This window comes from Arthrobacter sp. TB 26 (assembly GCF_000427315.1).
In the GTDB taxonomy this organism is placed as follows: Bacteria; Actinomycetota; Actinomycetes; order Actinomycetales; family Micrococcaceae; genus Arthrobacter.
In genome coordinates this window covers 15,059-37,696 of record NZ_AUPJ01000333.1, presented here as the reverse complement: position 1 = coordinate 37,696, position 22,638 = coordinate 15,059, and the positions used below count along the sequence as shown (strand labels likewise).

The following is a 22,638-nucleotide window of genomic DNA, read 5'->3' as shown; positions in this document are numbered from 1 at the left end:
AGGGCCAGGAACGCCAACTGAAAACAGGGCCACCGACCATTATGGAAGGTGATCAATTTGGATGATTGGGCGGAGATACGCCACCTGTTTTCGACGGGCAAGCACTCGAAGCGTGAGATCGGCAGGATCGTGGGGGTTTCCCGCGGAACGGTGGAGCGTGCGCTGGAGTCGGACCGGGTGCCGAAGTACCAGCGGGCAGCGGGAGTATCGAGTTTTGATGCGTTTGCTCCCAGGGTGCGGGAGCTGTTGGTGAAGACTCCGACGATGCCGGCCGCAACGCTGGCGGAGCGGGTTGGTTGGTCCGGTTCCGCGTCGCTGTTCCGGGCGAAGGTCGCCGCGATCCGGCCTGAATACGCTCCGCCTGACCCGGCCGACCGTCTGGTCCACGAGCCGGGATTCCAGGTCCAGTGCGATTTGTGGTTCCCGCATGATCCGCTACCCGTCGGTGAGGGTCAGACTGACACGCCCCCGGTGCTGGTGATGACCTCGGCGTTCTCGGGATTCATCCAGGCACGGATGCTGCCCTCCCGCACGACACCGGATTTGATCGGTGGGATGTGGGCGCTGCTGCAGGATGCGCAGGCGGTTCCGTCCAGGCTGTTGTGGGACAACGAGTCCGGCATCGGTCGGCGCCGGCCCACGGAGCCGGTGGCCGCGTTCGCCGGATCCTTGGGGCTGGAGGTCAAACTGCTGCCGCCGCGGGATCCGGAGTCCAAGGGCATGGTCGAGCGGATGAACAGGTTCTTCCGGCAACGCTTCATGCCGGGCCGGGACTTCCGCTCACCAGCGGATTTCAACGGTCAGCTGGAGGACTGGCTGCCCAAGGCCAACCACCGGTATTCCCGGTCCCGCCACGGCCGTCCTGACGAGCTGATCGTCCTGGACCGGGAGAAGATGCGGGAACTACCGCCGGTGACACCGGACACGGTATTCCGCAACGCGGTGCGGCTGCCGCGGGATTACTACGTGCGGGTGTTCTCCAACGACTATTCCGTGGACCCGTCGTTCATTGGGCGGATCGTGGATGTCACCGCTGATCTGGACACCGTCTGGGTCACGCACGATGGGGTGCTCATCGCCACCCACGTCCGGGCCTGGGCGCGGCATCTGGTGGTGACCGACACGGCCCATGTCGCCCGCGCGGCGGTGATGCGCCGGGACTTCCGGACCCAGCGGGTGCGCCGCCCCGAACCCGAGGAAGCCGTGCAAATCCGGGATCTGGCCGCCTACGACGAGATCTTCGGCATCGACCTCGGACAGGACCCGGCCGTGCTGCTGGAGGCGGCGTCATGAGCGGGACACCCTCGCAGATCGAGTACTACGCCCGTGCGCTGCGCGCACCCCGGATCAGCGATGGGTTCCGCCGCCTCGGGGACCAGGCCCGGGACGCCGGCTGGTCGCACGAGGAGTATCTGGCCGCCGTCCTCTCCCGGGAAGTCTCCGAACGCGAAGCCTCCGGAGCCGCGACACGGATCAAGGCCGCCCGGTTCCCCGCGCACAAGGACCTCGAGGAGTTCAACTTCGACCACCAGCCCTCCGCGGACCGGAACCTCATCGCTCACCTGGGCACCAGCGTATTTCTCTCCGAGGCCAAGAACGTGGTCCTGCTCGGGCCTCCCGGCACCGGCAAAACCCACCTCGCGGTCGGCATCGGCATCAAGGCGGCCAAGGCCGGGCACCGGGTCCTCTTCGACTCCGCGACGGGCTGGGTCGCCCGCCTGCAGGAGGCTCATTCCCGCGGGAAACTCGCCCAGGAACTGGTCAAGCTACGCCGCTACAGTCTCCTGGTGGTCGATGAAGTCGGCTATATCCCGTTTGACCAGGACGCCGCGAACCTGTTCTTTCAGCTGGTCTCCAGCCGCTATGAACACGCCTCGATGATTCTGACGTCCAACCTGCCCTTCGCCCGCTGGGGCGACGTCTTCGGGGACCTGACCATCGCCTCGGCCATGATCGACCGGATCGTCCACCACGCCGACGTCATCAGCCTCAAAGGCAAAAGCTACCGGCTCAGAAAACACCAGCCCACGGCCAGTACGGCACAATAGAACGAACAACAAGTGGCCCTGTTTTCAACTGGCACTAATGGCCCTGTTTTGGGTTGGCGTTAACAAACTGGACCGCACCCTCATTACTGGCATCCATGACGACGAAGGCCTGCAAGCGCTCGGCGCCGCAATGGCGGAGTTCGCACGCCGGCTCGGCGCCACCGTTGTCGCGGAGGGCATCGAAACCGAGGCCGAACTGGCTGCTGTCACCGAAATCGGGATGACGGCCGGACAGGGCTTCCTTCTCGGACGGCCGACGATCGATGAACGCGACTGGGAGAACTGGCGGTTGCAGACATGGCCGGCTGCTGGCCGGTTCAACTAGACCCAACGAAACAGCCGTGACTCGTCCCGACCGGAGAAGAACGATCAACAAAACAACGACGCTTGTAGCTCCCCAGACAGTTCTTTGGACGGTCCTTGCCGGCAAAGAGGAGGCACTGGCCCTTCTGGGCGTCGCCGCACGGAAGAACGGCTTCAGGCCGCCATCATTCGAAGCCTCTGGCGTCCTCCTCGAGATTCCGAGGTCGCTGCGCAAGAGGCGGCCGGCGTCCCGCCTGGCCGGAGCCGTCACGGAGACGGAACGGGGCACCGCAATCTGCTGGAGCAGCGGAGAGGACATACAACGAGAACATGGACACCTTCTCAGCGTTGAGGAAGCTCTGCCAGCCGGAAAAATCTACTACCACGGTATGGAAGAAGCTTGCGCGGCATCAGGTCTCGTCTTCGAGGGACGGCGGGCATTCCGCAACGTAGTCCGCAGCCTTGCCGGCGATGAACGGGTGCTCGCCGTCGCCAAGGGGAAGCTGGCCTCCGAACCGGGCATCGTGGCTCTAACGGACCAGCGTCTCTTGTTTGTGCAGGATGACGTCCTTGGTAGTCCGACCTTGAACGTCCCCCTCTCCTCGATCGGCAGGATCGTTCTGGGGAAGAAAAGCACCGGCGAAACCCTGCGCATAGGGATCAAACCACCCACAGTCATGATTTCGCATATGGGTCACGGCGAAGGCCACGGCATCACGGCAAAATTCAGAGAATGCATGAACGAGCTTTCCCGTACCACACCGGTGTTTCCCATGCAGGGAGAATCCTCACAACCGGCGGCTACCCTATCGCGGTCAATCCCGCACGGACTGGACAAGTCCCTGCAGCCCTGAGTCTCGTTGAGGATTCCCTGGGTCGGCAGTGGTTCCTGTCTGCCCGACGGCACGGCTGGGTTCCGCGCCACCGGACTGTGGACAGTGGGTGATCCCGGAGTGGGAACGCGTCGCGGACGAATGCGACGTCGCCCACTTCACGATCCTGGTCTACCTCAGCAGTGCGACGCGTGCCCTTCAGGTCGACCTCCACACGGTCCGTGACGCTGAGCAGCTCTTGAGGGCGGAGAGCGACGAAAGGTAGAAAACGCGCAGGAGCCTGCGGTCGTAGCACCGGGGGCGGTGGTGGTTCCCGCTGATCCTTCCGGAGTCCCGGGGTGCGGGGACGAGTCCGGCGACGCCAGCGAACCGGTCCGCGGTCTGAAAGACGGTGAGGTCTCCGCCGGTGGCGCCGAGGAACTCCGCGGCAAGGACGGGGCCGAAGCCGGGCATGCTCAGCAGCACCTGGGTGTGCTGGTGTTCGGTGACCCTCTGACTGATCAGCGCATCAAGATCGGCCAGTTCCTCGTTCAGGGTGATGATTTCCCGGGTGAGGGCGGCGACGATCTGTTCCCCGAGGTGCTGGGCGGGGACGGTGGTGTGCTGGGATTTCGCGGCGTCGATGGCGGCTTGGGCGACTGCGGCGGAGGATCGGGTGCCGTGTTTCTTCAGCCAAGCTTGGAGTCTGGTCTGGCCGGTGCGGCGGATCCCGTCCGGCGTGCGGTGTCTGGTCAGCAGCAGCAGAGCGGCCTTGGAGCGGCTGTAGTCAAAGGCCCGCTCCAGCGCGGGGAAGTACTCCAGCAGCTGGGCCTGCAGGCGGTTGATCGCCCGCACCCGGTCCGCGGATTTGTCGGCCCGGCGGGCGGTGAGGATCCGCAGCCCTGTACTGATCTCGCCCCCGGCCCGCAGCGGTTGCAGGTCGCGGCGCATCCGGGCCTGATCAGCTATCACAGCGGCGTCTTTCGCGTCCGTTTTGCCTTCGCCGCGGTAGAGCTTGGAGGCGTGGTGGACGATCCGGCCCGGGATGTAGAGAATGCTCTGGCCGTGAGCCACGAGGATGGCGATCAGCAGCGCCGGGCCGCCGTGGTTCAGGTCCGTCGCCCAGAGCACAACGTCCCCGTCGGCCCGTTTCAGGACGGCGGCGATGAGCTCAAGCAGGGCTGGTTCGTCGTTGGGGATTTTCTGCGAGAGCAGCCGCTTTCCGTCGGCATCGATCACGACGCGGGGTGGCGGGCGGCCAATCCTACGAAGCCGTCACGACGTGAGTCGTCCGGCCACAGCAACAAAGCCATACCCGCCTCCCCCGGGCAGCCACGACCCTACAACGGCCACGGAACCACCCGACAACACCATAAGGACAGCAGCAAAAAACAGAAAAAACACTTCTACAGCCCGAGCGCAGCGAGGACCTTTTCTACCGGTGCGGGCGCTACCTGGGCGAGGCTGGACAGCGAGGGCGTCCGTCACCCGCCCTTCAGGAGAACCTATTGTTCGGTGCTCTCGCGTTCAGCGAGGGCTTGCTGGTAGCGGTAGAGCGTTGCGCGGCTCCAGCCGACGAGGCGGGCGGCGTCTTCCGCGGTGCGTCCCTTCGCGCGGGCGTCCTGGGCGATCGCCAGCTTGTCCGCGATGACGTTCGGGTCGGACACCGGCCGGCCGAAGCGTGTGCCGTTCTGCCTCGCGGCTGCGATGCCGGCGTTGACCCGCTCGACGATCAGATCGCGCTCATACTCGGCAAGGGTGGCGAGCATATTCAGCATCATGCGCCCGGTCGAGGTCGCCGGGTCAGTGTCGTCAGCGATCGAGCGCACATGGACACCCCGGTCGCGCAGCAGGGCCACTGTGTTGAGCACGTCGATCAGCGACCTGCCCAACCGGTCGACCCGCCACACAACGACGGTGTCGCCCTCCTCAGCGTAATCGAGGAGCCTTTTCACTCCGGGACGTTCGATTGCCGTCTTGCTTCCCGAGGTCACATCGGCGAAGACGTCGCGTTTCTGCACGCCGACGGCGACCAAGGCGTCAAGCTGAAGCTGGGCGTCCTGGCCGGAAGTACTCACGCGCGTATAACCCAGTTGTCTCACTCAGCCATTCTGACTCGGAAAGTCCCCGGAACGCCCTCGCTGAGACGATTTATGGTGAGACGAGTTAGCGAGACATCGGCGGGTCCGGCTTTCTCAGCCGCTTGGCCGGCTCATCCGGTCGTGAGTCAGTGTCTTGGAAAGCTGTAGCGTTTCAAGACAGCAGATGGCCGGGCTTGTTCCAGTTGCGCTGTCCACGTCAGCGACATTCCCTGTGATCGAGTGTCCGACCTCGGCGGGCTGTTTAGCTCATGTATTCTTCGAATGATCCTTTGATTTCTACAGGCTGGCGCTCTTGATGAGATCGTTTCGCTGCGATGGCGATTGAGAGGGCCGCCCATCCGTCAGCAAAGGTTGCACCGGGAATGGGTCGTGCTTCGGAAATAGCGTCAGCGAACGCTTCCCATTGGCGTGCAAAAGATGACCCGAAAGCAACGTCGGGTGCTTGGGCGAATCGTGGACGTCGGCCGGTGCCTTCGGCGTTTGATACTGATACGTCTGGGGCGCCGCCGACTCNCGGGCCGTTACTTGGCCCGAGGAACCGAAGATTTCCACCCGTCCGTCGAAGCCGTACGCGGAGCGTCGCGAATTCTCTATGGTGACAAGCATCCCGGAATCGTATTCAAGGAGCAGCTTGGCTGAATCAATGTCGTCATATGCGGCGAGTTCGGGGTCGACAAGGGCCGACCCGGCAGCATAGATGCGCGTTGGTTCCTCGTCGACGAGGAACCGTAAGAGGTCCAAGTCGTGGATGGTCATGTCCCGGAACAATCCACCGGATCCTTGTACATATCGATATGAGGGCGGGTTAACCACCCGGGTCACGATGTGGATGGCTTCCAGCCGTCCGGCGCTTCCGGCATCGAGTTGTTCCCGCACGAGCTGGAACGTCGGATCAAAGCGGCGGTTGAAGCCGATTCGAACGCGGGACGCTCCCTCGGCACCTATGCGTTTCCACGTCTCCTCCACGCGTTCAATATTCTGGTCAATCGGCTTTTCGCAGAGCACGGCTTTTCCGGCTGCGACTGCTTGCTCTATCAGATCGCAGTGTGTGGGCGTCGGCGTCGCGATGACCACCGCGTCAACAGCAGGATCTCCCCAGATGGTATCCAAGTCTGTAACGGCATGGGCGTGATACCTGGCTGCCAGACGCTCGGTGTCGGGATGACGGCTGCGAACGTAGAGGAGCTTAGAATCGCTGTGCTGTGCGATGGCCCCGGCATGAACTGCGCCGATTCTTCCTGCTCCAAGTAATGCAACACCTAGTGTCATTGGTTTTTCCTTCTAGTGGTTCTCTGCAGTCCGGTCAAGGGCCCAGCTGCTTCTGGATTGTTTGGGACCGCCCGCTTCGTGGTCGTTTTCCGGGGCACGGATGGGAGCTGGCGCGGCCAGAGACGGGCAACCGGCAGAGCACGACGTTGGGTTTCTGAGGCGTCCCAAACAGCGCAGAGGATGCAGACGGGCCTTTCGAACGGAGAGGCCCGTCTGCAGTTTGGGTCAATACCCGGGAGCAACGCGATCGGACGGAACCAGATGGGGGCGTTGAGCGCGTATCCGGGGTAGTACGTGGGATTCACGGTATTGCTCAAAGGTCTTTCGGAAGCTGTCGTCGGTGGCGATGTAGCCGGTGTAGCCGGCACGCCGGCTTTTAGACATGTCGGCGAGCATCTCGATCCACCGGCCGAGGTCCCCGTCGGTGTGCCACCATGAAGCGACTCGGTTGACGTCCGGTTCAACAAGGTTGTCTTGTTGGGCGATCCGACGCCAGGTGTCTTCGCTGTCGACCATTTGCTTGGTCAACGGCATGCGCTCTTCCGGGAAGTCCGCAGCCTGAACTCCGAGCATCTCTGCGATGAGCGGCCACATTGTGCGCCAGCGGAACACGTCGCCGTTGACGACGTTGTACGCCTCGTTGCCAACGCCGGGGGTTGTTGCTGCCCAATGCATATGATCCGCGAGCAAATCGGCGTCCGTCATGTCGCCAAGCCCATCCCAACGAACCCGCGACCCGGGGAACACGAATGGCCGTCCCTCTTCTCTGCAGATTGCTGCCTGGGCTCCGAGTGTGGCAGCGATGTTCATGGCGTTACCGACAGCATGCCCAACGATGGTATGTGCCCGGTGGACGCTCCAGGCAAACGCATAGGTTTCGGCGGCACGGAATAGCTCGTCCTCTTGGGCGTAGTAGAACATCTTGATTGGAAGCCTGGGCGCGTCTTCCTTGAACGGTGTGTCAGGCGTTGGGATGGTGCCCTGCAGTTCAGGCGGTCCGATGTACTGTTTGAGCCCGGTGACGAGGGCTACGTGTTGCACAGCTCCTCCTTTTCCTGCGGCCTCCAACGCCCGCCGCACCATCATGCCGTTCACGGCAATGTTTTCGGCTTCTGTGGGGTGGCGTTTCCAGGCAGTGTAGAAAACGTGGGTCGGAGCGAGCTCGGTGATCTCACGCAGGTCGGACTCGCCGGCCAAATCGACGGCGATGGTACGGGCCCCTGTCGGGGAGCCGGTGTTGCCGCGCGATACTCCCCATACTTCGAATCCTTCATGTTCGAGTTTATGAACAAGTGCGGCGCCCGAGACGCCGGTGGATCCAATTACGATCGCCTTATTCTGACGAGCCAATGTTTGTTCCTCTGCGATTATGCGTCGACAGCGGGTTGCTGCTGGACGGTTTGATCTTTGGACTCGGTACGCTTAGGCACCGGCGGGAGGACTTTGCGAGCGAAGGCTACGAGGATTGCCGCGAGCAGCAGGAAGACTGACATGATCGCGATTCCGGTGGAGTTGCTACCCGTGGCGTCTTTCGCGAAGCCGAAGATGATGGGTCCGACGAATCCGCCAACGTTGCCGATCGAGTTCACCATGGCCAACAGGACAGCAGCCATGACGCCGGTGAAGACGGTGGTCTGGAGTCCGTAAAAGAGGGGGGCCGCGGACTGGACCCCGCACAGGGCGACCGTCAGGCCCACGAGGGCAATCCACGGGTTGTTGACGAACGCGGCTACAGCAAGGGCAACAGCGGACATCGCGTACAAGGCTACGAGCCACCGGACGTGGTGTTCGGAGTTCCGGGTGAGTCGCTGAACCAGCAGGATGCTGAAGAACACGAAGGTCCAGGGGATGGCCGAGATGAACCCGCTGTTGACCGCCGAGGTCCCCAAGCTTGCGGAGATGATCTGCGGCAGGAAGAAGGTCACGGCCCAGAACCCGGTGAGCGAGAGGAAGTAGGTGATGGACAGGTACCACGTCTTGCTATTGCGAAGGGTGATGAGGATGCGTTTGAACTCTCCAACGCCGTCGTGCCTGTCTTCCGGAAGCTCAGACCTTACCTGGGCGGTGAGGAAGTCGGCGTCGTCTTGCGAAAGCCACTTTGCCTCGTGCGGGGTGGACGGAAGGAAACGCAAGACCACTAACCCGATGACCATGGTGATTGCACCTTCGACGACAAATACCCAACGCCATCCCTCAAGCGGATCGATGGAAAGGAACAGCTGCAGGAGTCCTGAGGTGATGAGCGAACCGAACATGAACGCAAGCGGAACCGCGAGCTGGAAGTACATCAGGGGCTTGGTCTGCTTGCGCTTCCGGAACCACAGCGTGATGAACAGGATAATCCCGGGGCTGAGCCCGGCCTCTGTCGCACCGAGCAGGAACCTTGCAAGCCCCAGCTGGAAGTCGTTTTGCACCAATGCGGTGAGCGCAGTCACCAGCCCCCAGGAGATGATAATCCGTGCGAGCCACCTGCGGCTGCCGTACTTCGTGAGGGCGACGTTGCTCGGGATCTCGAAGAGTACGTAACCCCAAAAGAACAGACCGGCGGCAAAACCGAACGCCGTCGCGGTCATTCCCAGGGATTTGTCGATCGGCGCGGCGAGAATAGCCAAGTTGGCGCGGTCAAGTTGGGAGATGAACTGCATCACCACCACGAAAGGGATGATGCGCCAGAATACGGTACGGAGAAGGATGTCTTCCCGCAGACCCGACCCACCGGGAGCCTGTGTAATGCCATGCGTCATTGCAGTGCCTTTCACTAATACGAAATGTAACAGCCCCGGTGCTTCGTCGATGAAGCCCGATCCGGTCAGACTGCCTGTGTGCGGTTTCCGAACAGCTTCGGGTACCGTGAGATTCACCATATTCGTTATATTGGTTATTTTCAACTGCTGGTACCTGAGAGGATCACATCGCCGTGGACAGACTACGAGGCAAGACCGCACTTATTACCGGGGCTGAAGGGGGCCTGGGAAACGTCATCGCCGGACGGTTCCTCGCCGAGGGCGCTACGGTGTTGGGGCTTGATGTGCTGGAGGCGCCGCGTCCAGGGTCAATCCTTGCGGGCGCGAACGCGTACTATGCGTCCGTGGACATCACCGACGAGAACGCTGTGTCCGCAGCCGTGGACGCCTTCGTTCGCGACCACTCCCGACCGAATGTGCTGGTTAATACTGCCGGTGTCCTCGGGCCGGCCAAGCCCGGGTACATGTCAACGAGTGAGGAATTCGACTTCGTGTTCTCGGTGAACGTCAAGGGGACCTGGGCGGTATCGAAGGCGACCGTTCCCCACATGATCGAGGCCGGCGGGGGAAGTATCATCAACTTCTCATCCATCGCTGGCCTGGTGGAGGAACCTCGGCGCTGGCGCTTTATCACTCTGCCAAGGGGGCGGTGCGGCTGATGAGCAAGGCGGATGCTGCGGACCTGGCGCAGTTCGGCATTCGCGTGAATTCGCTCCACCCTGGGTCGATTGAGACGCCGATGGCGCAAGCGGCAGCGGCAAACAATCCCGCTGGCGCGGACGAGCACTCGAAACGGATCGTCTCCGACCACCTGCTCAAGCGCCGCGGTACACCTCATGAAATCGCCAACGCCGTTTTGTTCCTGGCCTCGGACGAGTCCAGTTTCGTCACGGGAACCGAACTCGTGGTCGACGGCGGATACACGGCACACTGATGGGCAAAGGGTGGGCCCCCTGCGGAGCCCACCCTTAGTTTTCGAACCGTATCGTGTTGCTCAGCGTCCCGATTCCTTCGATCGTCGTCTCAAGGAGATCCCCATCGGCGAGGAAGCGGGGAGGCTTCCGAATGAAACCCACTCCCCCGGGGGTTCCGGTTGCTATAAGGTCCCCAGGTTCGAGCGTGAGAAATTGACTGATATATCGAATCAGTTCCACCGGGCTGAAAATAAGCTCCGAGGTGCTGCCTTGTTGCTCGGCCACGCCGTTCACCTCTGTGCGTATTGTGAGCCCGGCGCCCGTGTCTATCTCGTCGGGCGTGACGACATATGGCCCCACCGGGGTACTTCTGTCGAAGTTTTTCCCTTGGAACCACTCGCTGGTCCGGCGCTGCCAATCTCTGACGCTGACGTCGTTGATGACCGTGTAGCCGGCGATGGCTGCAGCGGCCTGCTGATCGTCCGCGTTTTTTACCTGTTGCCCGATAACCACCGTCAGCTCCGCCTCCCAGTCGATCTCGGTGCTCAAGGCCGGAAGCACAATGTCATCCCGGGGACCGGTGATGGCAGTAGGGACCTTCGTGAATAGAGTCGGGAATTCAGGAGCGGACTTGCCCACTTCGGCTGCGTGGTCGTAGTAATTCAAGCCCACGCAAATAAACTTCCGTGGCTGGGTGACTGGCGATACCAGGGCAGATCCCACGGGTACATCACCACGGCGGGTCGCAAGCGAACGCCAGTCCGGCTGGCTGAGGAGTTCGCCGACATCCTTCGCATCGAAGTAGTCAGCCCGATCCCCGCTGATGCGGAATGCGCGGGTGGAGTCGCCGATACGGGCAGTGCCCAATTTCATGTGATTTCTTTCAGGTCGAAGGAGTCCACGGAAGCTCTATCCGATCATCCGGTGCATTGGGCGATTTCAGGTATGCGATCACTGCCCGGGACTGCCGAACGTTGCGAAGAAAGTGTTCCACACCGGGGGGAACGCTCAACACCTCTCCCGCAGCAAGAACGTGACGCGATGAACTGTCGAGCCAAACCTCGATTTCGCCCGAGAGACCGATAAAGGTCTCGGTGAGGACGCGGTGGAAATGGTTGGTGAAAGTCTCGCCGGGCTCAAAAACGTTCACACCGAGCAACAGCCGGTCTTCATCATTGAGCAGAGGAAGCGGATCAACGCCCGCCAGCGTCACCCATGCGTCAAGCGACAAGGGTAGTGCTGGGCGCTCTACCGGCCGGCTAGCGCCGAAACTTCCGAGTCCGGGAGCGTCGCTCACGCGCGGCGATATCCCTCAAGCGTTGAGTCATCAACGTCGGGAAGGTTGACGACGATATTGTCCGGCGTCCTTGTCGTCAGCCAGACGAGTTCGTCCGTCGTGCTCATGTTTACCTCGACGTGTGGCATGAACGGTGGGACGAACACCCAATCACCTTCGAACATGTCAACGAACTCAGAGAAATGCTCGCCGAAGTAGATCCGCCCATGCCCCTTGAGAACGTAGCCGCCGGTCTCAGCTTCCCCGTGGTGATGGGGAAAGGAACGATAACCGGGATCATTCGAGACCCGCCCGAACCAGATCTTCGTCGCGGGGGTGTGCTGGATGCTGACACCCGAGACCCGGACCGCGCCGCCGGACTGGGCAGTGTTCCCTGGCTCCTCTCCCGCCTTGGTAACCATGGGCTTAACGTCGAGACGCAACTCGCTCATAAGATCGGTCCTCTTTCATTGTCGGCATTGACTAGTGACATAACTAATATATTCGTTATTATGAATATCGACAACCCTTACGAGAGGAACCATCCATGAGCACCCAAAAAGACTCCTACTTCGACTACCGAGTGGTCCACGAAGACGAAACCGGCCGAATTCTTGTGGCCAACTCACTCACGTCATTCGAATCCGATGATCACCGCAACGATGTTGTTGTCGGCGGTTCTTTCGCCGGCGCCCCGACCGGCGTGCTTCCCGTCCGACGGGGCGCCCGNCCCGCGGGTGGCTTGCGCACGAGGCCGGCCCGGGCCTGGATGACGCAGGTGTTGCCGGCCTGGAGATCTCGGATCGCTTTGGAGTGCCCGCCGCCGCAGTTGCCACCATGTCAGCGCGGATCGCCGACGGCATGGGCCTGCTTGAGGGAACCATCTCCCGAGTCAACAAATCCGCCGCCGCGCTCGGACTCGAGCCAGGCATCACGGGCCAGGAAGCCACGCGCATTATGCTGGCCCGGACCTCACCGGGCGAATTCCGGGATGTCACGGGCATTGTGGACGAAAGCACCGTCACCCTGCTCGAAACCGATCAGGGCGGAATCTATTCGTGCTGGTCATCATCCAGGGTCACAGGACAGCACCCCTCGGACGTCTTCTTGCTCGCTTCCCATGGCGCGAAGACCATGGCGCTCTACGTGCTCGAGATCAATCCCAAAGGTGTGATCGTCAACGACGCCGGTCGAGCGTTGGACGACTCTGGGATCGAGGGGCTCGCTGAGCTGGACCTTCACGGAATCGCGGCAGCCGCAGTATCGGCCGATTCCGCACGAATCGGCGATGCATCAAGCACCTACGGAGGCGTTATCTCTGCAGCCAACGACGCTGCGGCCAAGGTTGGAGTCCGAGTTGGCCAAGGGGCTAAAGAAGCCGCCGAACTGATGCTCAACGGCGGGCGTGCAGTCAGCTAGCCGACTGCACGCCAGTTCTGCGGTTGCGCGTTTCGCGTGCCACGTCGAGGTAGTCGATGGGTGAATGCTCGTGCGCAAGGCGCTGTGCCGCCTCGACGTCGTTGCGGATCACGGCCAGGACCAGTTCCTCATGGATGCGCGCCATGGGCCGCTCACCACCGACGACAGAGGGCCAACGGTCAACGTGGATCTCGATATTATCCAAAACGAGGCAGTACATTTCGGATAGAAATTTGTTGGGAGACGTGAGTGCGATCTGGCGGTCTATCTCCCAGATCGCACTCAGGACCTGCGCCGGATCATGTGCCGCCGCCCTGAGCTGCTCGAGAGCCCTTCGAAGGCGCGGCACATCGTCCGGGCCGCACACCGCTGCAGCGCCCATCGCAATATGTTCCTCAAGGGCATCCTGTGCCTGGAATGCGTCGGCAAGTTGCTGGGGGTCGTCTTGAACCGCCAGAAGCGTGTGAGACATCTTCAAACGGCCCACCGTCTGAGCAACAAAGGCCCCACCACGGGGCCCGACCCTTAACTCCAGGTAGCCACGGTTTTGGAGCAACCGGAGGGCCTCGTTGAGCGTGCCGGGAGCAACTTTATACTGAGCGACCAAATCTGCCTTGGTCCCGACGGGCGTACCGGGCTCAAGTCCGTCTTGCTCTATGCGCATCTGGATCTGGGACGCCAGCCTCGTCGCTTTCGACTCCGAAATCACAGGTCACTTCCTTCGATATATTGCTTTGTATCTCTACGGTACTAGGCAATCGGCGCAGGAGACGTCAGAGAGCCAGCATCCGATCCTCGACAATCACGAAGTCTTCAACCACGTACATCCGCATCTGCGACATGAAATTCGCGGCATCCTCAACCAATGCCAACCCAACTGAGCCACTCAAAGCGGCATCCATTGCCTCGCGGCTCTCGAACGTCATCTCAACAATCCCGTCAACCATTCGCTCCGGCGCAGGGAACGTGGCACGTTCCCCAGTGTCAGTGACATGGTGCTGGGTGTAGGACAGGAGACCTGGCAGCTCGGCCGCGATCGGAGCGTGAACCGCCCGCCAGTGGTCACGGAACTGCTCCAGGGTCAAATCATCTCGCTTAGTGAGGAGGGTGAAATTACGTACTTTTCCGGTGGTCACGGACGGTTCCCTTCGTTGGGCGTGGACCTGCTAGCAGGTGGGTCGAATGACAAAATGACTCGACCTTAATCCACTATAACCAATATTACTAATATCGGCGACAGTGCCCTGAAGCAGCGCCTCCTTCCAGGGGCTGGATCAGGAGCAGGCTTGCCCCGACCCGGAACGGACGTAGAAGAGACGCTCGCCGCTCACACTGACTTTGTCCCGCCAAACAAGGGTGCGCGACATCAGCTCGTCGCAATACTCAGCGAGCCAGATCGTCGAAGCGCAATGGGCCTCGGGCGATCGCAATCTGGAACGGTTCATCACCGAGCAGCCGCGCCCTACTCGATCGTCCGCGGCGCCGGAGAACGACGCCCTCCCCACGACGCAACGGCACGGCATGGGGAGTCTTACTTACAGCCCTCTCACCGAAGGCTGGCTCTCCGGCAAGTGCCGGAAGGACACCGGCTCCTCGCACCCACATATCAGGCGTGCGGAAGCGGCTCCCCGTTCGCTTCGACATGACACCCCCGCGAACCAGCGCAAATTCGATACCGTCGAACAGCTCGCCCAACTCGCCGACGAATCCGGGCTGACACTGATCGAACTCGCGATCGCATTCATCATCCGCTACCCGGCGTCACGTCGGCGACCATCCGCCCGCGCGCATGATCGAACAGCTCAACTCCCAGCTGTCCGCGGCCGTCGTTCCCTCAGCACCGAGGTCCTCAACCGGATCGATGAAATCGTGGCACCGGGGTCACGATCAATCCCGAAGACGACAGCTACGGAGCCGTCGAGCTCGCCGCCGATCATGGACACCCCGCCCTTACGGAATTATCCGGTTTTCGCCGTCTGGCTTCCTCGGCTTGCTCAGGAAGCCAGTCGCGGCTCCTGGGTCGGAGCTGGCGAGTAGGTGGTGCCGTCACGGAGCATGGCCCAGAGGACATTGAGGCGCCGTCGTGCAAGCGAGAGCATTGCTTGAATGTGGGATTTCCCTTCAATTCGTTTGCGGTCGTAGTAGCCGCGCGAAGCGGGACAGGACTTCAGCGCCGAGAGTCCGGAGAGGTAGAAGACGCGCAGGAGCCGGCGGTCGTAGCGTCTGGGCCTATGGTGGTTGCCGCTGATCTTTCCGGAGTCCCGGGGTGCAGGGGCCAGTCCGACGACGCCTGCGAACCGGTCGGCGGACTGGAAGACGGTGAGGTCACCGCCGGTGGCGCCAAGGAATTCCGCGGCGAGGACGGGCCCGAAGCCGGGCATGCTCAACAGCACCTGCGTGTGCTGGTGTTCGGTGACTTTGTCCCTGATCAGTGCATCGAGTTTGGCGAGTTCCTCGTTCAGGATGAGGATTTCCCGGGCGAGTGCGGCGACGATCCCCTCCCCGACGTGCTGGGCGGGAACGGTGGTGTGCTGGGATTTTGCAGCCTCAACGGCTGCTGCGGCAACTGCTGCCGAGGACCGGGCACCGTTCTTCTTCAGCCAAGCGTGGATCCTGGCTTCGCCAGCGCGGCGGATCCCGTCCGGAGTCCGGTGTTTCGTCAGCGACAACAGTGCGGCTTTGGAACGGCTGTAGTCAAAGGCCCGCTCCAGCGCCGGGAAGTATTCCGGCAGCTGGGCCTGAAGACGGTTGATCGCCCGGACGCGGTCCGCGGCTTTATCGGCACGACGGGCAGTGAGGAGCCGCAGCCCTGTGCTGATCTCGTCCCCTGCACGCAACGGTTGCAGGTCAGTTCGCATCCGGGCCTGGTCGGCGATGACTGCAGCGTCTTTGGCATCTGTCTTGCCTTCGCCGCGGTAGATCTTGGAGGCGTGATGCACCGTCCGGCCGGGGATGTAGAGGATGTTCTGGCCGTGACCGACGAGCAGGGCTATTAGCAGCGCCGGTCCGCCATGGTTTAGATCGGTCGCCCACACCACCTCGTCACCGTCTGCGAGCTCGAGCACGCCGGCGAGGAGTTGGAACAGGGCTGGTTCGTCGTTGGGGACTCGTTGTGAGAGCAGCCGGTTTCCGTCGGCGTCGATCACAACGCAGTGATGATGGGCTTTGCCGGCATCAATGCCGGCCCATAGTTGCACCAAGAACAGCCTCCAGTCTGTCGGTTTGGGTAAGGGCCCAGCAGATAACCGCGCCGTCGTGTCCTTATCCGGCGATCACGTCGCGTCTCTCAATCAGCGGTCGGGTCATCGCGGGGTGGCGGGCGGCCAATCCTTCGAAGCCGTCACACAAAATGTCCGGCACAGCAACCAAAGCCATACCCTCCTCCCCTGGGTAGCCACGACCCTACAACGGCCGAGGAACTGATCCCGGTAACAACATAAGGACAGCAACGTCATCACCCCCAGCAGTCCCAGGCTGGCCGTGGGCACCTCCCCCGGACCGGCGCCCCGCGCGAGGGGCCGCGGCAGGACGCCGTCGGACGCCAGGCTTGCCCCCAGCCTGCTGGCGCCGGCGACAAAGGTGTTGACCGGGCCGAAGGTCAGCACCGCGGCGGCGACGGCGGTCAGCGGCGCCGCGAGTCCGCCCAGCCCCTTTTCGAGCAGCTGCGCGATCGGCACCTCGCTGCCCGGCAGTGCGGGGCCCAGCACGGCGACCGAGGCCGAGACGACGCCGAGGTAGATCACACCGACCACGATCAGGGTGAGCCAGGTGGCCCGTTTGAGGTCGCGTTCCGGGTGGCGGAACTCACCGGCGATATGCGTGACCGCCTCCCAGCCGGCGAAGCAGAAGAAGAGCAGGCTGGCCACGCCGCCCACGGCCCAGTAGCCGTGCGGCGCGAACGGCTCGAAGTTCTCCGCCCGGGCAAACGGTGCAGCCAGGGCAACGGCCAGTGCCAGCAGTCCGACGAGCAGCACCATCAGCACCAGCTGGATGCCGCTGGACATCCGGATCCCGACGGCGTTGCTCGCGAAGGCGGCGGCCAGCAGCAGCGCGGCGGCCACCAACGCCGTCCCGCGCCCGCCGCCCAGCGCGTGGGCGATGTAGTTGCCGCCGATCACGGCCGTCGCCGGGGCACCGAAAGGAATGGCGAAGTAGAAGAGGTAGCCGGCCACGACCGAGGCACGGCGTCCGTAGGCGCGCGTGACAAAGTGGGCGATTCCGCCGGCGTCGGGCTGCTGGCGGCTCATCTCAGCGAAACTGAAGGCCACGGGGGTGCAGAACACCAGCAGTAGGGCCCAGGCCACGAGCGACGCCGGCCCGGCCTCCTTGGCGGCGATGGCCGGCAGGACCAGGATGCCCGAGCCCAGGATCGCCCCGACGTAGATCCCGGTGGCCCGGAACAGGCCGAGCCCTGCCTGCTTGCTGCTGTTGGTCTTGACTCCTCCAATCATCCGCGGAACCGCCCCGGCCGGAAGCGGCAAAACGGACGGCCGCGCGCGAAATCCTGCCGTCTTCCCGGCTGTTTCCCCCGCTTTCGCGGATTTGCCGGTGCGGGGCGGTAGCGTTTCATTATGAGTGCGCAGCAGCCTGAAGATGTGTACAGCCACGGCCACCACGAGTCGGTGGTCCGCGCCCACGCCTCCCGGACGGCGGAGAACTCCGCGGCGTTTGTGATCCCGCACCTGACCCCGGGGGTTTCGGTGCTCGACGTCGGCTGCGGGCCGGGCAGCATCACGTGCGATTTCGCCGGACTCGTCTCCCCCGGGAAGGTCACCGGACTGGACCGCTCGCCCGAGGTGATCAGCCAGGCGACCGCCCTCGCGGCGGAGCGCGGGGTGCAGAACGTCGATTTCGTGGCCGGCAACATCTACGACCTCGACTTCGAGGACGAGACGTTCGACGTCGTGCACGCCCACCAGGTCCTGCAGCACCTCACGGACCCGGTGGCCGCCCTGCGGGAAATGCGCCGCGTCGCCAAGCCCGGCGGGATCGTGGCGGTGCGCGACGCCGATTTCCACGGCATGAGCTGGTACCCGGCCGTCCCCGAGCTGGATGAATGGATGGAGCTCTACCAGCGGATCGCACGCCGCAACGGGGCCGAACCCGACGCCGGCCGCCGCCTGGTTTCGTGGGCCCAGTCCGCCGGATTCACCGACGTGGCACCCTCCAGCAGCAACTGGCTCTACGCCACCGGCCAGCAGCGCCGCTGGCAGGCCCGGGTCTGGGGCGAACGCGTCCTGCACTCGGCCTTCGCAGACCAGGCACTCGAATATGGCTTCGCCAACGCCGCCGATCTCGCCCGGATTTCGGCCGGCTGGCACCGCTGGGGTTCCACGGACGACGGCTGGTTCCTGATCCCCAACGGCGAGGTGATTGCCCGGGCATGAGACGGTTGGCGCCGGAGCCGCCTAATCCGGCAGCGCGGGAAGCGTCACGCCGGCGGAGGCCCCCATGCCTTGGTTCTCAGTGAACCCGACGACGCCGATCTTCACGTCCTTGAGCCGGTGGACGTCCGTCATGGTCGCGGTGCGTGTGTGGCCCTCCACAATCCCGGCCGGAAAACCGTCAACGGTCAGACCCCAGCGGTAGGGCTCCGGCCCGCCCGGCTCCCACGATATTTGGACGGTGCTGATGCCGCCCGAGTGGGCGGTCACCACCACGCGCACGTTGATGGGCGCGGCGGGGAGTCCGTCCCGCAGGCCCCGGCCGATGTGGACCCCGGTCGATGCCGTCGACAAGCCTCCCGTGGCATGGGTCATCCGCACCGTCGCCTTGCCCTCGAACGCGGCGGCGTACCTGTGGGGCGCCACGGGGAGCGGCCCCACCCGATCAATGGCACCGTCGCCGTCGAAGTCCCATTCGTACTGAGCGATGCTGACGCCTCGGGGCAGCGACGCCGAGACGTCGAAGGTGACCGTTTGTCCGGGCATGGCGTAGTAGTCGGGATTGGCGAACCGCGCCTCGGGCAGTGGCACGGCCGCCGGGCCCGCGGTGCTCCCGGGGTTCGCCGCAATGGCGCGGCCCGAGCGGCCATTTCTGGCGAATGGCCGCTCTGTGACGGTGTTGTGAAGCGGCGGCCGGCTGGGCCCACGCGCGGCCGTAAACTGAATCAGTGCAACCCTCCCTTTGGCTGGCCCTGGCGGGCGCCGGTGTCCTGATCAGCTTCACGCCCGGTGCGGGCGCCATCAACACGATGAGCAATTCCCTGAACTCCGGCTTCCGGCGTTCCATCTGGGGGATCCTTGGGCAGCAGGCCGCGCTGGTCGTGCACATCGTGATCGTGGCCCTCGGCGTCGGGGTGCTGGTGGCCAGCTCTCCGGTCGCCTTCAACGTGATCCGCTACGCAGGCGCCGCCTACCTTGTCTACCTGGGCATCCAGCAGTTCCGGCACAAACCCGACCTGGACCAGGAAAAAGCCGCCGCGCTGCGCAACGAGCCGGCATTCTCCATGTTCCGCCGCGGCCTGTGGGTCAACCTGTTGAACCCCAAGGCGATCGTGTTCTTCCTGGCCTTTATGCCCCAGTTCATCCGCCCGGAGAACCCGCTCCTGCCGCAGTACCTGACCCTGTCTGCCACCGTGATCGTGATCGACATCCTGGTGATGTGGTTCTTCTTCGCCGCCGCAGCCAAGACCTTCCAGCGCTTCACCCACGATGCCCGCGGCCAGCGCATCCTCAACCGGACGTTCGGCGTGCTGTTCATGGCCGTCGGCGTCATGCTGGCCCTCATCCACTGACGCGCCCAGGCCACGGCCAGTTATGGCTGGATGGCGCTCAGCTTCCGAAGGTCGGCCTTCCTGATCTTGCCGCTGGCGGTCCGGGGCATCTCATCGACAAACAGCACGGACTTGGGGATTTTGTAACGTGCCAGGCGTCCATCCAAGTACCGCCTGAGCTGCTCTTCCGTGAGTTGGGCACCCTCGCGCAGCAGGACCACTGCCCGGGGCACTTCACCCCATTTCTCATCCGGCACGCCAATCACGGCCACGCTTCCCACGGCCTCGAGTTCCGTGATGGCCTGCTCCACTTCGGCGGGATAAATGTTTTCGCCGCCGGAGATGATCATGTCCTTGATCCGGTCCGAGACGAAGACGAACCCGTCGTCATCCTTGTATCCCATATCGCCTGACTTGAACCAGCCGCCCTCCGCATATGACTCGGCGGTGGCGTCAGCCCGGTTCCAGTATTCGGGGATCACGTTCGGGCCCTTGATCTGGATCTCGCCGACCGTCCCCGGCGCAGCGGTGTCCCCGTCGAAGCCTGCGATCCGCACATCGGTGAAGAACTGCGGAAGCCCGGCCGATCCGGCCTTATCCCTGGACCGGGCTGCCGGCAGGGTGGTGGCGCCCGGCGCAGTCTCGGTCATGCCGTAGCCGTTGGAGAACCGCAGGCCGCGTGCTTCGTACGCCTCCAGCACCCGCATCGGCACCGCTGACCCGCCACAGGTGAGCTTGTTCAAGGAGCTGAGGTCCGCAGTGGCCCACGCCGGGTGCTCGGCGAGCATCTGATATGTGGTCGGTACCCCGCTGATGGTGGTCGCCCGGTGCCGCTCAATGAGTTCCAGTGTCCGGCCGGGGTCGAACTTCGGCTCCAGCACCACAGTTCCCCCTTTGAGGAGGGTGGGCAGGACGCCCATGTCCAGCGACGCCACGTGGAACATCGGCGAAATCATCAGCGCCACGTCCTGCGAGGAGAAGTCGAAATCAACGATCACGTTGATGCAGTTCCACGTGACGTTGCCGTGGGTCAGCAGGGCCCCCTTGGGCCGGCCCGTGGTCCCGGAGGTGTAGAGGATCATGGCACCGTCGTCCAGCGTGACAGGTTCGTCGACCGGCTGGTCCGAACCGGAGGCCACCAGGTCCTCAAAGTCCTCCACCGCCGTCGCGCCCCCGGCGGCTCCACTCCGCACCGCCGGGTCATTGCCGGCGCCGGCATCGTCGACGACGACGAGCCTCGCCACTGCCGTGCCGGCCGACCCGCGGGCTGCCAGGTCGCCGAGGCTGCCTGCATGGACCAGCGCCCCGGCGCCGCAGTCCTGCAGCTGGAACTGGATTTCCGGGGGCGCCAGCCGCGTGTTGAGCGGTACGAAAATGGCGCCCAGGGTGCCGCACGCAAAGAGGGTTTCCAGGAAGGACGGGTGGTTCTCGCCCAGGTAGGCAACCCTGTCCCCCTTTTCCACGCCGCGGTCCCTCAGGGCGTTGGCGAGCCGGACGGCCCGGTCGGCCAACTGTTCATAACTGAGTTCCCGGCCTCCGCTGATCAGGGCGGTTTTGCTGCCGGACTTCGGGCGGCGACGTTGCAGCCACGAACCGATGCCAAAATTTTCCACGGCGAATCCTTTCTACTGTGAGGTTAGCCCGTGTAACGGGACCCGATGAAGGGTCAGGCCTGGACGGTGCGGAGGTCGTTGTTCTTCGGTTCCCGGGTCAGCAGGATGAAGACAATGGAGACCACCGACATGCTCGCCAGGTACCAGACCACCGATGCCGTGTCCTGGCCTGAGTCCTTGAAGATCTGGGCCACGATGCCCGGAGTGAACCCGGCGCCGAGCAGGGTTGCCAGCTGGTAGCCCAGGGACGCGCCGGTGTAGCGGGAGGTGGTGCCGAACTGCTCGGACACGAAGGCCGCCAATGGACCGAACAGCGTGGAATGGATCATCAGGCCGATGGCGAACGCCACGAAGATCAGCATGATGTTGTTGGAGGAGAGCAGCTGGAACATCGGCACCAGGTAAATAATGAAGAGAACCAGTCCGCCGATCATCACCGGCCGCCTGCCCACCTTGTCCGAAAGCCGGCCGCCCATGATCACGAACACGATGGAGATGAGCGAGGCGGCAGCAAAGGCGTACAGCACGCCCTGGCGGTCGGCGCCCTTGGAGACGGCGTAGGTCACCGAGAACGTGGCCAGGACCACCTGGAGCGCGAAGCCTGCAGCGCCGGCGAGCATGGTGAAAATCAGGGTCTTGGGCCGCCGCAGCACCTGCACCAGGGGTGCGGCCGGCTTTGCCATGATTCCGGCGCCAATTTCCTGCGCCGCGTTCTCCCGCTCAGCTTCTTCCTGCTCGATGGCTGCTTTGAAGATAGGGCTTTCGGAGACCTTGAGCCGGACGAACATGCCCACGCCCAGCAGCACGAAGGAGAGCAGGAATGGCACCCGCCAGCCCCAGGCGAGGAACTGATCGTTCGGCAGCGCCGAGAACGCGCCCATGATCAGGGTGCCCAGGACGGCACCGGTGGGCGCCCCGGCGTTGACAAACGAGGCGGCAAACCCGCGTTTGCCCGATTCGGAGTGCTCCAGCGCCATCAGGGCAGCCCCGCCCCATTCGCCGCCGACGGCGATGCCCTGGAAGACACGAAGAATCACGAGGAGCACCGCACCCCAGGGTCCGGCCACGGAGGCACCCGGGACCAGCCCGATCAGGGTGGAAGCCAGGCCCATGACCAGCATGGAGATTATCAGCATGCCCTTGCGGCCCATCCTGTCGCCGAAGTGGCCGAAGATGATACCGCCAACCGGGCGGGCCACGTAGCCTGCCGCAAACGTGCCGTAGGCGGCGACAACGCCCACCCAGTCGTCCATGCCGCTGAAGAAGACCTTCGGGAAGACAACCGCTGCAGCTGTGGCGTAGAGGAGGAAGTCGTAGTACTCAATGGTGCTGCCCAGGTAGCTGGAGGCAATGACCGTGCGCGCTTCCTTGCGTCGCTCGGCGGTGCCCATCGCTTGAAGCTGAGTGAGTCCTGACATGGTTG

25 protein-coding genes are annotated in these 22,638 nt (G+C 63.5%); 10 read left to right on the top strand and 15 right to left on the bottom strand.

The annotated features are described in order from the left end of the window. Nucleotides 1-48: 48 nt before the first annotated feature. The 4 genes from istA to K789_RS23050 are packed head-to-tail and all read left to right on the top strand — an operon-like array spanning nucleotide 49 to nucleotide 3,205. Nucleotides 49-1,293, top strand: a complete 1,245-nt coding sequence (gene istA / locus K789_RS0112785; protein ID WP_024365141.1) for an IS21 family transposase — start codon at nucleotides 49-51, stop codon at nucleotides 1,291-1,293. Beyond that, nucleotides 1,290-2,048, top strand: a complete 759-nt coding sequence (gene istB / locus K789_RS0112780) for an IS21-like element helper ATPase IstB (protein WP_024365140.1) — start codon at nucleotides 1,290-1,292, stop codon at nucleotides 2,046-2,048. The genes istA and istB overlap by 4 nt, the downstream gene beginning before the upstream one ends. A 37-nt stretch (nucleotides 2,049-2,085) precedes the next feature. Then, complete coding sequence (locus tag K789_RS0112775) at nucleotides 2,086-2,373, top strand: EAL domain-containing protein (RefSeq protein ID WP_024367090.1); 288 nt, start codon at nucleotides 2,086-2,088, stop codon at nucleotides 2,371-2,373. Nucleotides 2,374-2,389: 16 nt separating this feature from the next. Next, a complete protein-coding gene (locus K789_RS23050; protein ID WP_035739702.1) occupies nucleotides 2,390-3,205 on the top strand; it encodes a PH domain-containing protein in 816 nt (271 codons plus the stop codon). 177 nt (nucleotides 3,206-3,382) lie between these two features. Here K789_RS23050 and K789_RS0112765 read toward each other — a convergent pair whose 3' ends face one another. The 5 genes from K789_RS0112765 to K789_RS0112745 form a co-directional block, all read right to left on the bottom strand. Beyond that, the gene (locus K789_RS0112765; protein WP_237739596.1) at nucleotides 3,383-4,402 is read right to left on the bottom strand and encodes an IS110 family transposase; all 1,020 of its coding nucleotides are present in this window, start codon (nucleotides 4,400-4,402) and stop codon (nucleotides 3,383-3,385) included. Between the two features lie 266 nt (nucleotides 4,403-4,668). Beyond that, nucleotides 4,669-5,265 carry a recombinase family protein gene (locus K789_RS0112760; RefSeq protein WP_024367088.1) on the bottom strand — a complete coding sequence of 199 codons (597 nt, stop codon included), beginning with the start codon at nucleotides 5,263-5,265 and terminating at the stop codon, nucleotides 4,669-4,671. 276 nt (nucleotides 5,266-5,541) lie between these two features. Beyond that, nucleotides 5,542-6,534, bottom strand: coding sequence for a Gfo/Idh/MocA family oxidoreductase (locus tag K789_RS24645; protein ID WP_084507526.1), 993 nt, complete (start codon nucleotides 6,532-6,534; stop codon nucleotides 5,542-5,544). Between the two features lie 225 nt (nucleotides 6,535-6,759). After that, nucleotides 6,760-7,884 (bottom strand): SDR family oxidoreductase, encoded by a 1,125-nt coding sequence (locus K789_RS0112750; RefSeq protein WP_128081625.1) that lies wholly within the window; start codon nucleotides 7,882-7,884, stop codon nucleotides 6,760-6,762. 17 nt (nucleotides 7,885-7,901) lie between these two features. Beyond that, the gene (locus K789_RS0112745) at nucleotides 7,902-9,398 is read right to left on the bottom strand and encodes an MFS transporter (RefSeq protein ID WP_084507523.1); all 1,497 of its coding nucleotides are present in this window, start codon (nucleotides 9,396-9,398) and stop codon (nucleotides 7,902-7,904) included. A 53-nt stretch (nucleotides 9,399-9,451) separates the two neighbouring features. On the opposite strand from K789_RS0112745, the gene K789_RS26470 reads away from it, so the two are divergent. Then, nucleotides 9,452-9,937: an SDR family NAD(P)-dependent oxidoreductase gene (locus tag K789_RS26470; RefSeq protein WP_202805081.1), complete on the top strand. Its 486-nt coding sequence runs from the start codon at nucleotides 9,452-9,454 to the stop codon at nucleotides 9,935-9,937. Then, on the top strand, nucleotides 9,937-10,212 hold the full coding sequence (locus K789_RS26465; RefSeq protein ID WP_272943969.1) for an SDR family NAD(P)-dependent oxidoreductase: 276 nt from the start codon (nucleotides 9,937-9,939) through the stop codon (nucleotides 10,210-10,212). Before K789_RS26470 ends, K789_RS26465 begins: the two co-directional genes overlap by 1 nt. A gap of 34 nt (nucleotides 10,213-10,246) precedes the next feature. On the opposite strand, the gene K789_RS0112735 is transcribed toward K789_RS26465, so the two are convergent. The 3 genes from K789_RS0112735 to K789_RS0112730 form a co-directional block, all read right to left on the bottom strand. After that, a complete protein-coding gene (locus K789_RS0112735) occupies nucleotides 10,247-11,065 on the bottom strand; it encodes a fumarylacetoacetate hydrolase family protein (RefSeq protein WP_024367083.1) in 819 nt (272 codons plus the stop codon). A 10-nt stretch (nucleotides 11,066-11,075) separates the two neighbouring features. Continuing rightward, entirely contained in the window at nucleotides 11,076-11,423 is a 348-nt protein-coding gene (locus tag K789_RS23040) for a cupin domain-containing protein (RefSeq protein WP_157835687.1), read from the bottom strand. A 62-nt stretch (nucleotides 11,424-11,485) separates the two neighbouring features. Continuing rightward, nucleotides 11,486-11,920, bottom strand: a complete 435-nt coding sequence (locus tag K789_RS0112730; RefSeq protein WP_024367082.1) for a cupin domain-containing protein — start codon at nucleotides 11,918-11,920, stop codon at nucleotides 11,486-11,488. A 361-nt stretch (nucleotides 11,921-12,281) separates the two neighbouring features. On the opposite strand from K789_RS0112730, the gene K789_RS24065 reads away from it, so the two are divergent. Further along, nucleotides 12,282-12,887 carry a hypothetical protein gene (locus K789_RS24065; protein ID WP_024367081.1) on the top strand — a complete coding sequence of 202 codons (606 nt, stop codon included), beginning with the start codon at nucleotides 12,282-12,284 and terminating at the stop codon, nucleotides 12,885-12,887. Here K789_RS24065 and K789_RS24060 read toward each other — a convergent pair. Beyond that, nucleotides 12,880-13,596, bottom strand: coding sequence for a FadR/GntR family transcriptional regulator (locus tag K789_RS24060; protein WP_024367080.1), 717 nt, complete (start codon nucleotides 13,594-13,596; stop codon nucleotides 12,880-12,882). The genes K789_RS24065 and K789_RS24060 overlap by 8 nt on opposite strands. Nucleotides 13,597-13,660: 64 nt before the next feature. Next, nucleotides 13,661-14,023 (bottom strand): EthD domain-containing protein, encoded by a 363-nt coding sequence (locus K789_RS0112715; RefSeq protein WP_024367079.1) that lies wholly within the window; start codon nucleotides 14,021-14,023, stop codon nucleotides 13,661-13,663. A gap of 220 nt (nucleotides 14,024-14,243) precedes the next feature. On the opposite strand from K789_RS0112715, the gene K789_RS24640 reads away from it, so the two are divergent. Continuing rightward, nucleotides 14,244-14,924, top strand: coding sequence for an aldo/keto reductase (locus tag K789_RS24640; RefSeq protein WP_237739595.1), 681 nt, complete (start codon nucleotides 14,244-14,246; stop codon nucleotides 14,922-14,924). On the opposite strand, the gene K789_RS0112710 is transcribed toward K789_RS24640, so the two are convergent. Together K789_RS0112710 and K789_RS0112705 are read right to left on the bottom strand one after the other, a co-directional pair. After that, nucleotides 14,882-16,087 carry an IS110 family transposase gene (locus K789_RS0112710; protein ID WP_192815768.1) on the bottom strand — a complete coding sequence of 402 codons (1,206 nt, stop codon included), beginning with the start codon at nucleotides 16,085-16,087 and terminating at the stop codon, nucleotides 14,882-14,884. The two genes, K789_RS24640 and K789_RS0112710, sit on opposite strands and share 43 nt — an antisense overlap. A gap of 102 nt (nucleotides 16,088-16,189) precedes the next feature. Then, nucleotides 16,190-17,338, bottom strand: coding sequence for an APC family permease (locus tag K789_RS0112705; protein WP_024367077.1), 1,149 nt, complete (start codon nucleotides 17,336-17,338; stop codon nucleotides 16,190-16,192). Nucleotides 17,339-17,458: 120 nt separating this feature from the next. On the opposite strand from K789_RS0112705, the gene K789_RS0112700 reads away from it, so the two are divergent. Beyond that, nucleotides 17,459-18,274 carry a methyltransferase domain-containing protein gene (locus tag K789_RS0112700; protein WP_024367076.1) on the top strand — a complete coding sequence of 272 codons (816 nt, stop codon included), beginning with the start codon at nucleotides 17,459-17,461 and terminating at the stop codon, nucleotides 18,272-18,274. A gap of 21 nt (nucleotides 18,275-18,295) precedes the next feature. Here K789_RS0112700 and K789_RS0112695 read toward each other — a convergent pair whose 3' ends face one another. Then, nucleotides 18,296-18,862, bottom strand: a complete 567-nt coding sequence (locus K789_RS0112695; RefSeq protein WP_024367075.1) for a PKD domain-containing protein — start codon at nucleotides 18,860-18,862, stop codon at nucleotides 18,296-18,298. 137 nt (nucleotides 18,863-18,999) lie between these two features. Between K789_RS0112695 and K789_RS0112690 the strand changes: the two genes are divergently transcribed. Next, nucleotides 19,000-19,623 carry a LysE family transporter gene (locus tag K789_RS0112690; protein ID WP_024367074.1) on the top strand — a complete coding sequence of 208 codons (624 nt, stop codon included), beginning with the start codon at nucleotides 19,000-19,002 and terminating at the stop codon, nucleotides 19,621-19,623. Between the two features lie 20 nt (nucleotides 19,624-19,643). On the opposite strand, the gene K789_RS0112685 is transcribed toward K789_RS0112690, so the two are convergent. Together K789_RS0112685 and K789_RS0112680 are read right to left on the bottom strand one after the other, a co-directional pair. Next, a complete protein-coding gene (locus tag K789_RS0112685; protein ID WP_024367073.1) occupies nucleotides 19,644-21,215 on the bottom strand; it encodes an acyl-CoA synthetase in 1,572 nt (523 codons plus the stop codon). 53 nt (nucleotides 21,216-21,268) lie between these two features. After that, nucleotides 21,269-22,633, bottom strand: a complete 1,365-nt coding sequence (locus tag K789_RS0112680; protein WP_024367072.1) for an MFS transporter — start codon at nucleotides 22,631-22,633, stop codon at nucleotides 21,269-21,271. Between the last annotated feature and the right edge of the window lie 5 nt (nucleotides 22,634-22,638).